This is a genomic window from Serratia sp. KG1D (genome assembly GCF_037150675.1).
Lineage (GTDB): Bacteria > Pseudomonadota > Gammaproteobacteria > Enterobacterales > Enterobacteriaceae > Serratia > Serratia nematodiphila.
This window is the reverse complement of the sequence record NZ_JBAGIH010000001.1, coordinates 2,089,198-2,099,068: the sequence shown is the minus strand read 5'-3', so window position 1 is coordinate 2,099,068 and position 9,871 is coordinate 2,089,198. Positions and strand designations below refer to the sequence as shown.

The following is a 9,871-nucleotide window of genomic DNA, read 5'->3' as shown; positions in this document are numbered from 1 at the left end:
GATTCAGAAGAGGTTCGCATTATGATGATTATTCGCCCTATAGAGCGTCGCGATCTGGCGGATTTACTGACGCTTGCCGGTAAATCCGGCATCGGTCTCACTTCACTGCCGCAGAATGAAGATACCTTGTCGGCGCGCATTGAGCGGGCGTTAAAAACCTGGCAAGGCGAACTTCCGCAAAGTGACCAGTGTTATTTATTCGTATTGGAAGACAGCGAGCGCCGGCAGGCGGTGGGGGTCTGCGCGATCGAAGTGGCCGTTGGCCTGGCGGAACCCTGGTACAGCTTCCGCGTCGGCACGCAGGTGCATGCCTCCAAACAGCTGAACGTCTATAAATCGGTGCCGACGCTGTTCCTCAGCAACGACCATACCGGCCATTCGGAGCTGTGTACGCTGTTCCTCGATCCGGATTATCGCCACGGCGAGAACGGCAAGCTGCTGTCGAAGGTACGTTTCCTGTTTATCGCCGCGTTCCGTGAACGCTTCTCCCGGCGCCTGATAGCCGAGATGCGCGGTTTCTCCGATGAAAACGGCCGTTCGCCGTTCTGGGAGAGCGTCGGTCACCGTTTCTTCTCCATCGAGTTCGCCAAGGCGGACTACCTGAGCGGCACCGGGCAAAAGGCGTTTATCGCCGAGCTGATGCCGAAACATCCGTTGTATGTCGATTTCCTGGCCGAAGACGCGCAGAAAGTGATCGGTGAGGTGCACCCACAAACCCTGCCGGCGCGCCGCCTACTGGAGGCGGAAGGCTTGAGCTATCAGGGCTACGTCGATATCTTCGACGGCGGCCCGACGCTGGAAGCCGAGATCGACCACATCCGTGCGGTGAAGCAGAGCCGCCTGGTGAAAGTGGTACTGGATGACACGCCGATGCGCGCCGATGCGCCGGTGCATCTGGTGGCCAACGACAACTATCAGAACTACCGCGCACTGCTGGTCAATGCCGATCTGTATGACGACCGCCTGCATATCAACGCCGCCACCGCCGCGGCGCTGGGCGTCGAGCAGGGCAGCCCGGTGCGGGTGCTCCCCCTTATTGCACAGGAGAAAGCATGATGTCCCATCCTGCTCTGTTGATTAATGGCGTCTGGCGGCAGGGCCGCGGCGCTGAGTTCGACAAGACCGACCCGGTCGGCAATCAGCCGCTGTGGCGGGCCAACGCCGCCGACGCCGCCGACGTCGCCGCCGCCTGCGAAGCTGCGCGCGCCGCGTTCCCCGCCTGGGCGCGCACGCCGTTCGAGCAGCGCGAACAGCTGGTGACACGCTTCGCCGCCTTGCTGGAGGAACACAAGCAGTCGCTGGCGGAAACCATCAGCCGCGAGACCGGCAAGCCGCGTTGGGAAACGCTGACCGAAATTCAGGCGATGATCGGCAAGGTGGGCATTTCGCTGCAGGCCTATCAGGCGCGCACCGGTTTTAGCCAGACGGCGATGGCCGACGGCGCTTCGGTGTTGCGCCATCGTCCGCACGGCGTGCTGGCGGTATTCGGGCCTTATAACTTCCCCGGCCATCTGCCGAACGGCCATATCGTGCCGGCGCTGTTGGCCGGTAACTGCGTGGTGTTCAAGCCGAGCGAGCTGACGCCGTTGACCGCCGAGGAGACCCTGAAACTGTGGCTGCAGGCCGGTCTGCCGGACGGGGTGATCAATCTGGTGCAGGGCGGCCGGGAAACCGGCGAAGCCTTGGCGGCCAGTGCGGATATCGACGGTCTGCTGTTTACCGGCAGCGCCGGCACCGGCTATCACCTGCATCGCCAATTGGCGGGGCAGCCGGAGAAGATCCTGGCGCTGGAGATGGGCGGCAACAATGCGCTGATCGTCGACGGTTTCGAGGATCGCGACGCGGCGGTCAACCTGGCTATCCAGTCGGCATTTATCTCCGCCGGTCAACGCTGTACCTGTTCGCGTCGCATTCTGGTGAAGCAAGGGGCGGAAGGCGATGCCTTTATCGCGCGTTTGGTTCAGGTGGCGGGCGAACTGCGCGTCGGCCGTTGGGATGCCGAACCGCAGCCGTTCATGGGCGGGGTGGTGTCGGCTGCCGCGGCGGAAAACATGCTGAAAGCGCAGCAGCGCTTGCTGGCGCTGGGTGGCAAATCGCTGCTGGCCATGCGTCTGCTGGAACCGGGCAGCTCGTTGCTCAGCCCGGGGATCATCGATCTGACTGGCGTGGCCGGCGTGCCGGACGAAGAGTATTTCGGGCCGTTGACCACCATCGTGCGTTACCGCGATTTCGACGAGGCCCTGCGGCTCGCCAACCAGACGCGCTATGGCCTGTCGGTGGGACTGGTCTCGCCGCAGCGCGAGCTGTTCGAGCGGCTGTTGCTGGAAGCGCGCGCCGGCATCGTCAACTGGAACAAGCCGCTGACCGGGGCGTCCAGCGCGGCGCCGTTCGGCGGCGTGGGGGCCTCCGGCAACCATCGCCCAAGCGCCTTCTATGCGGCGGACTATTGCGCCTGGCCGATGGCTTCGCTGGAAAGCGAAAGCCTGTCGCTGCCGGCGACGCTATCGCCGGGCTTGTCGTTCCGTTAATCGTCTGCGGCGGCGCGATGGCGCTGCCGCACGCTATCCCCAGGGGATAAACATGTCAGGATATGAAGTCAATTTCGACGGTTTGGTGGGGCCGACGCACCACTATGCCGGGCTGTCGTTCGGCAACGAGGCGTCGACGCAGCATCAAAACAGCGTATCGAACCCGAAGCTGGCGGCGAAGCAAGGTTTGCTGAAAATGAAGGCGCTGGCCGATCTCGGTTTCCAGCAAGGGGTCTTGCCGCCGCAGGAGCGGCCGCATTTGCCGATGCTGCGTCGCCTGGGTTTCAGCGGCAGCGATGAGGCGGTGCTGGCGCAGGCGATGCGTCAGTCGCCGCGCTTGCTGTCGGCGCTCAGCTCGGCGTCGTGCATGTGGACCGCCAATGCGGCCACCGTGTCGCCTTCGGCGGACAGCGCCGACGGCAAGGTGCACTTCACCGCCGCCAACCTGAACAACAAATTCCACCGCGCCATCGAAGCGGAAACCACCACCGCCGTATTGCGGGCGATGTTCAGCGACGATCGGCATTTCGCCCACCACGAGGCGCTGCCGCAGGTGGCGTTGTTCGGCGACGAAGGGGCGGCCAACCATAACCGTCTGGGCGGTGATTACGCTAAGCGCAGCGTGCAGATGTTCGTCTATGGTCGTCAGGAGTTTGGCGGCGAAACGGCGCCGGCGCGTTACCCTGCGCGCCAGACGCGTGAAGCCGGCGAGGCGATCGCTCGCCTGCACCAGTTGGATGAACAGCATACGGTCTTCGTGCAGCAAAACCCGGCGGTGATCGATCAGGGCGTGTTCCATAACGACGTGATTGCGGTCAGCAACCAGAACGTGCTGTTCCATCATCAGCAGGCGTTTTACCGCCAGCAACAGGCGCTGGATGAAGTGCGCCGCAAGATGGCGACGCTGGACAGCGAGCTGGTAGCGATAGAAGTGCCGACAGAGCGCGTCTCGGTAGCGGACGCGGTGGCGACCTATCTGTTCAACAGCCAAATTCTTACCAAACCGAACGGCAAGATGATGATCGTCGTGCCGGAGGAGTCGCGTCAGCACGCCGGCGTGTGGCGTTACCTCAACGACATGGTCGGCAGCGGCGGCCCTATCGATGAAATCCGCGTGTTCGACCTGCGTGAAAGCATGCGCAACGGCGGCGGCCCTGCCTGCCTGCGGTTGCGGGTGGCGCTCAACGAACAAGAGTTGAGAGCGGTCAATCCACGCGTGATGATGAACGATCGGCTGTTCGCAACGTTGAACGAGTGGGTCGATCGTCATTACCGCGATCGCCTGACGCAGGATGACCTGGCCGATCCGCTGCTGCTGCGCGAAGGGCGCGAGGCGCTGGATGCGCTGACGTCGATCCTCGGTCTCGGCGCCATTTATCCGTTCCAACGCTAAGGGAGGCAGCATGATCGATCTACTGCCCCTGACGCTGGAAGGGAACGAACCCGTCGAATGGCAAGGTGAAACACCGCAGCTGCGGTGGCGCTGGCAGGGGGAAGGGGTGCTGGAGCTTACGCCGCGACAGCCTTACCGCCAGGCGATGGTGATGTCGGCGGGCGTGCACGGCAATGAAACCGCGCCGATTGAACTGCTCAATCAACTGGTCGGCGATCTCCTTGCCGGCCGGTTGCCGCTGACGGTGCGACTGTTGGTGGTACTGGGCAACCCGGCGGCGATGCGGGCCGGCAAGCGTTATCTGCACAGCGATATGAACCGCATGTTCGGCGGCCGCTACCGCAACTTCGCCGCCAGCGGCGAAACCGTGCGCGCGCAGCAGTTGGAGCGTGCGCTCGCCGCCTTTTTCGATGGGGAGCAGGCGGCGCGTTTCCATTACGATTTGCACACCGCCATCCGTGAATCGCGTTTGCCACGTTTCGGCATTCTGCCCTTTCAGAAACGCCCGTACAGTGAGCCGATGTTGAAGCTGCTGGATGCCGCCGATCTGGATGCGTTGGTGGTACACAGTGCGCCGGGCGGGACTTTTAGCCATTACTCCAGCGAACATCTCAATGCGGCGAGCTGTACGCTCGAGCTGGGCAAGGCGCGGCCGTTCGGCAGCAACGATCTGCAGCAGTTCGCCGCCATCGATCGCGCTCTGCGGGCGGCGGTCAGCGAAGGGGCGCTGCCGACGCGTGCGGGCGCCGAGATTCGGGTTTTCCGTGTGATGCACTCGTTGATCAAGCACAGCGAAGATTTCAAACTGCATCTGGACGATGACACGGCCAACTTCACCGAACTGCAACCGGGCATGTTGCTGTGCGAGCAGCCGCAGGAGGACTATCGCGTGGGCCAGGAGGGGGCGTGGATACTGTTCCCTAACCCCAGCGTGGCGTTGGGCCTGCGTGCCGGTATGTTGTTGAGCGAGGTTTCCCGCTCTACGCTGTATTGATTTATCCACGGTGGCGCCGTCAGCGCGCCGCCGTTATTCCTTTCATTATTTTAATCTGCTATTTCCCGCTATTTTTATTCCCGTAAGGCGAATTTTATTCGTCACTAATCCGCGTCTTTATGCGAGTGAATAGAAGGCAGTTTCGGGTCGTTATCTGAAAGCCTTAATTGCCTGATGAGTTTGTTAAGATAAAAATGTGAAATAAGTAACGTTTTTAATAACCATGCTAATCTTGTTGTTACTTTTGAATCGCGCAGAAAGCACGCAAAACGAAACCGATTTGCACCACTTTGGTGCTATGCACCGTTTTGGTTATAACTTATGTGATAAAAAATTCTTATATTCAATGAGTTGAGTGATTTCTTTATTGACACATTCAGTTACAAATAAACATGCTTTCTCCTCGTTGTTTCATGAACTTTTTGATTTTAAGTTTTGATTCATGATGCTAATGTCACATCACCCCTGCATTAGGGGAGCTCATAAAATACCAAAAGATAAAATCACAGCCCAAATTATAAATTGGGCGTGACGGGCAGGGTTCTAATTATAATATCTAGGAAAATAAATGATGAAACGCAGTGTATTAGCCTTAGCTGTCGCCCTCGGGGCGATCACCTCCTTCGCCAACGCGGCTGAAATCTACAATAAGGATGGCAATAAACTCGACCTGTACGGCCGCGTTAACGCCAAGCATTATTTCAGCGACAGTAAGTCCAACGACGGTGATATGACCTATGTTCGCCTGGGCTTCAAAGGCGAAACGCAAATCAATGACCAGTTGACCGGCTACGGCCAGTGGGAATACAACGTCCAGGCCAATCACGACGAAGCGCAGGGCACCGCCGGCACCAAAACGCGTCTGGGCTTCGCGGGGCTGAAATTCGGCAACTACGGTTCTTTCGACTACGGCCGTAACTACGGCGTGGTGTATGACGCCGAGGCTTACACCGACATGCTGCCGGAATTCGGCGGCGATTCCTACAGCTATACCGATAACTTTATGACCGCCCGTTCCAACGGTTTGGCCACCTACCGCAACCGTGATTTCTTCGGTTTGGTGGAGGGCCTGAACCTGGCGGTGCAGTATCAGGGTAAAAACGACGGTGACGGCCGCAGCGTGACCAAGCAAAACGGCGACGGTTACGGCCTGTCTCTGGACTACCAGGATATCGGCGGTTCCGGCATCGGCGTAGCGGCGGCGTTCTCCGATTCCAACCGCACCAGCGCTCAGAAAGCGCTGCAGTATGGCAAGGGTGACAGCGCTACCGCCTGGACCACCGCGGTGAAATACGACGCCAACCAGGTTTACCTGGCTGCGATGTATGCCGAAACCCGTAACATGACGCCGATCAGCGTCAACGGCACTTCCGGCTTCGCCAATAAAACGCAAAACTTCGAAGTTGTGGCTCAGTATCAATTCGAGAACGGCCTGCGTCCTTCCGTGGCCTACGTGCAGTCCAAAGGCAAGGATATCGAAGGGATCGGTGATGCCGACCTGGTGAAATACGTGGAAGTGGGGGCGACTTACTACTTCAACAAAAATATGTACACCTACGTCGATTATCAAATCAACCAGCTGAGCGACGATAACAAACTGAAACTGGCCAACGATGATATCGTTGCCGTCAGCCTGACGTATCGTTTCTAATTCTGCAATTTCATTACCTTCATCCTGTGTCGGGATTGGTAATCAGGCAGGGCGCAAGCCCTGCCTTTGTTTTATCGGGATCTCAGCCTTTGGGCGCCAGCCCGATCAGTTCAATGGCGGAACGCAGCGCGACGAAACGTTGCTGATCCTGCTCACGCTCTATTTCGTCCACCAGCTGCGAAAGAATATTGCCGCCGGATACCTTTTTATGGTTTTGGATTAACTGCAACACTGCGTCGCCTAACGCCAGGCTGACGTCGCGCAGCAGAGTTTCATATTGCTCGTTGGAATGAGCCGATGCTGGCATGACCTTTCTCTGTCTCTCTCTTCTTCGGGAGCCGCAATTTAGCAAAACAGCGGCCTTATGCCTCAGAGGAAGACGAAGTTTCCGATGAAATCAGAAATTCCTCAGCATTGCGCGGGGAGGATGTTAAAAATCCGAATATTCGCTGGCTGGCAACCAGAAGCCGTCGATAAACTCTTCCATGGGATAACAGCCGGCGTGTCGCAAGTTCTGTTCCTTCATCGCGACCAGGCATTGCGGCTCGTCGCGCAATATATCGACCACCATTTCACTGCAGCCGCCATCCAGATAACAGACAAACATCACCAATGCGTACATCGTCGCACGCCTCCTTCGTCGAGTTGCCTTGTCTGCAACAGTGTAGGTAGAAAAGCGCGATTTTTCAGCATCATTGCACGATAAGTCGCCATGGAAACGCCGCTGACGACACTTTCGGAATACTCTACCCGTTTCTGACGCCGTGAGCGGATGGCATATCCTTTTGTCGATGCTAAGCTTAACAAGCCTTACTTAAACGAATTACTGCAACCATCAAAAGGAGTGAATATGGGCTTGTTTAACTTCGTCAAAGAAGCGGGCGAAAAACTGTGGGATACAGTCACCGGCAATGCCTCCGCCGAAGATCAAAGCGCCAAACTCAAGGAGCATCTCGATAAGAGCGGCCTGCCGGGCACTGACAAAGTGAATGTGCAGGTGGTCGATGGTAAAGCCGTAGTGACCGGCGACGCCGTCAGCCAGGAGTTAAAAGAGAAGATCCTGGTGGCTATCGGCAACGTGGCGGGTATCAGCGGTGTGGAAGACAAGGTGGCGGTAGCGCAATCCGACGCCGAGAGCCGCTTCTATACCGTGAAGAAGGGCGATACGCTGAGCGCGATCTCTAAAGAGATGTATGGCAACGCCAATCTGTACAACAAGATTTTCGAAGCCAACAAGCCGATGCTGTCGAGCCCGGACAAGATTTATCCGGGGCAGGTGTTGCGTATCCCGCAATAACGCGTCGGTCTACCCTGGCCCGGTTACGTACCGGGCTTTTTTTTGTCCTCTGCAATCGGCGTCTCTTATTTCCCTGCGATCTCCATGCCAGTTACATCTCCCCTGTGTACTTGCTCGCTCACCGGCAGGCGCGGTGTTGACCCTGATGGGGAAAATTGATAGCGTCATCCCCCGGTTGAGGCCGGAGCGACCAAGTCAGCGACGTTGGCGCCTTATTCTGAGGGGATGTTTTGCCCCGCCAAACAGCAACGCAGCAGTTGAACGAGTGAAAACCGATTTAGTGAAACAAGAGCGTAACGCCTCAACGGATAAAAATTATCGAGAAACCTTGGGTGATGCGCAATTTGCGATCGTCGTGTTGGCGGTGGCGTCCTGCTCACTGATTATCTTTACGCTGGCGGTCACGCTGTGGGTGACCTGACGCGATTAACTAGGGGAGATAAAATGGAGCCTAATCTCCATGATGAAACCAAACTGCTGGCGATCATCGGCCTGTTGGTGTCCGTGCTGCTGGTGGTATCAATTCTCTTTGGCGTGACCTATTTCTCCGATCTCAGGCACGCGCATGACGATATAGACATCAAGAGCTGCTATATCAAAGCCCCCTGAACCGCGCGAACGTGCCTGCACGTCGCCGCTCTGCGGGGGAGCTGTCCTGTGTTAAGCTTGGGCGGTTACCCTTGGCGAATCGGCGCCATTCAGGAGGTCTTTGCGATGAGTCAGCCACGTCCTACGCTCTCTTCACCTTCACGCGAGTGCCCCGTCGTTGACGGCGTGCGCCAGATACAACGTATTGCCGTGCGTAACGCCGAAGTGGGGGGCATTCCGATCAACCGCGCGTTGCCAACCCGGGAGCGGCGCACCGTCGGCGCCTGGTGTTTTCTCGATCACGCCGGGCCGACGGTATTCAACGGCACTTCGCCCGGCATGGATGTGGGGCCGCATCCGCACACCGGGCTGCAAACGTTCACCTGGATGATAGAAGGTGAGGTGCTGCACCGAGACAGCCTTGGCAGTGAGCAGGTGATTCGCCCGGGTCAGGTTAACCTGATGACCGCAGGGCACGGCATTGCGCATACGGAACAGTCGGTGGGTGAGCAACGGCGATTGCATGCTGCGCAATTATGGATCGCGCTGCCGGCCGAACATGCCGACATGGCGCCACGCTTCGATCATTATCCTGACTTGCCGCAATGGCAGAATAACGGCGTGAATCATCGTTTGTTGGTCGGGGAATTTGGCGCGTATCGTTCACCGGTGTTCACTCTTTCGCCATTAATCGCCATTGATCTGGAATGGGAAGAAGCGGCAAGAATCGAATTGCCGTTGCGCGATGATTATGAAATCGGCTTTTTGCCCCTTATTGGTGCATTTGAACTTAATGATGAAACCTTTTCACCTGATGAATTCGCTTATTTGGGCATAAAGAATAACTCTATTGGGTTAAATGCACGGAAGGGGAGCCGGGGATTACTCATCGGTGGGGCGCCATTAAACGAAGAGATCCTTATCTGGTGGAATTTCGTTGGCCATACCAAGGCTGAAATTACTCGGGCTCAGCATGATTGGGAACAAGGCGCGCCGCGTTTCCCGCCGGTTAGCGGTTATTCTGGTGAGCGCATGACCGCACCGCGCCTGCCCTGGAACGATGTTTGATAGCGTTAGGATATAATCGCCGCGATTATTCGGCTTATTTCGCTCTAATAAGGCGTAATTAATGTGATCGCGGCTCCAGCTTTACGACAATATAAGGTTTCTCGGCGGAAAAGTGATCTGGCGCATATAACGACAGTGAGAAGAAGTTTAGGATAATCCTCAGGAAGTCAGGTTGTCTCCCGTCAGTCAGATGTCAGTGAGGTCATTATGAGTCAGGTACTTTATCGTGCAAGATTGTCCCATGTCGTGGTTGCCACGGCGCTGTTTTGGGTCTCTGTCGCGGCATTGTTGGTCGCCGTATTAAACTAACCTCAAAAAATGACTCCTGCATAAACCCGCTTCGGCGGGTTTT

At 57.4% G+C, this 9,871-nt stretch carries 11 protein-coding genes; 9 read left to right on the top strand and 2 right to left on the bottom strand.

Annotation, left to right across the window (positions count from 1 at the left end):
• Positions 1-21 precede the first annotated feature (21 nt).
• The 5 genes from astA (at position 22) to WFM45_RS10230 (ending at position 6,566) form a co-directional block, all read left to right on the top strand.
• Complete coding sequence (gene astA, locus WFM45_RS10250) at positions 22-1,056, top strand: arginine N-succinyltransferase (RefSeq protein WP_004934585.1); 1,035 nt, start codon at positions 22-24, stop codon at positions 1,054-1,056.
• Positions 1,056-2,528, top strand: a complete 1,473-nt coding sequence (gene astD, locus WFM45_RS10245; RefSeq protein ID WP_336955720.1) for a succinylglutamate-semialdehyde dehydrogenase — start codon at positions 1,056-1,058, stop codon at positions 2,526-2,528. Before astA ends, astD begins: the two co-directional genes overlap by 1 nt.
• A 52-nt stretch (positions 2,529-2,580) precedes the next feature.
• Positions 2,581-3,921: an N-succinylarginine dihydrolase gene (astB, locus tag WFM45_RS10240; RefSeq protein WP_049277969.1), complete on the top strand. Its 1,341-nt coding sequence runs from the start codon at positions 2,581-2,583 to the stop codon at positions 3,919-3,921.
• A gap of 10 nt (positions 3,922-3,931) precedes the next feature.
• On the top strand, positions 3,932-4,915 hold the full coding sequence (astE, locus tag WFM45_RS10235; protein WP_015378172.1) for a succinylglutamate desuccinylase: 984 nt from the start codon (positions 3,932-3,934) through the stop codon (positions 4,913-4,915).
• Positions 4,916-5,483: 568 nt separating this feature from the next.
• The gene (locus WFM45_RS10230; RefSeq protein ID WP_015378171.1) at positions 5,484-6,566 is read left to right on the top strand and encodes a porin OmpC; all 1,083 of its coding nucleotides are present in this window, start codon (positions 5,484-5,486) and stop codon (positions 6,564-6,566) included.
• A gap of 82 nt (positions 6,567-6,648) precedes the next feature.
• Here the strand turns inward: WFM45_RS10230 and WFM45_RS10225 are convergent, their stop codons facing one another.
• Positions 6,649-6,873 (bottom strand): biofilm development regulator YmgB/AriR family protein, encoded by a 225-nt coding sequence (locus WFM45_RS10225; protein ID WP_060559781.1) that lies wholly within the window; start codon positions 6,871-6,873, stop codon positions 6,649-6,651.
• Positions 6,874-6,996: 123 nt separating this feature from the next.
• Positions 6,997-7,188 (bottom strand): YebW family protein, encoded by a 192-nt coding sequence (locus tag WFM45_RS10220; RefSeq protein WP_004934567.1) that lies wholly within the window; start codon positions 7,186-7,188, stop codon positions 6,997-6,999.
• A gap of 228 nt (positions 7,189-7,416) precedes the next feature.
• On the opposite strand from WFM45_RS10220, the gene lysM reads away from it, so the two are divergent.
• From lysM to WFM45_RS10200, 4 genes are all read left to right on the top strand, one after another.
• Positions 7,417-7,863, top strand: coding sequence for a peptidoglycan-binding protein LysM (gene lysM, locus WFM45_RS10215; protein WP_015378169.1), 447 nt, complete (start codon positions 7,417-7,419; stop codon positions 7,861-7,863).
• Positions 7,864-8,128: 265 nt separating this feature from the next.
• Entirely contained in the window at positions 8,129-8,284 is a 156-nt protein-coding gene (locus WFM45_RS10210) for a hypothetical protein (RefSeq protein ID WP_004934560.1), read from the top strand.
• Positions 8,285-8,307: 23 nt separating this feature from the next.
• A complete protein-coding gene (locus WFM45_RS10205) occupies positions 8,308-8,472 on the top strand; it encodes a hypothetical protein (protein ID WP_004934557.1) in 165 nt (54 codons plus the stop codon).
• A 105-nt stretch (positions 8,473-8,577) separates the two neighbouring features.
• Positions 8,578-9,519, top strand: a complete 942-nt coding sequence (locus WFM45_RS10200; protein ID WP_033632812.1) for a pirin family protein — start codon at positions 8,578-8,580, stop codon at positions 9,517-9,519.
• The last annotated feature ends 352 nt before the right edge of the window (positions 9,520-9,871 follow it).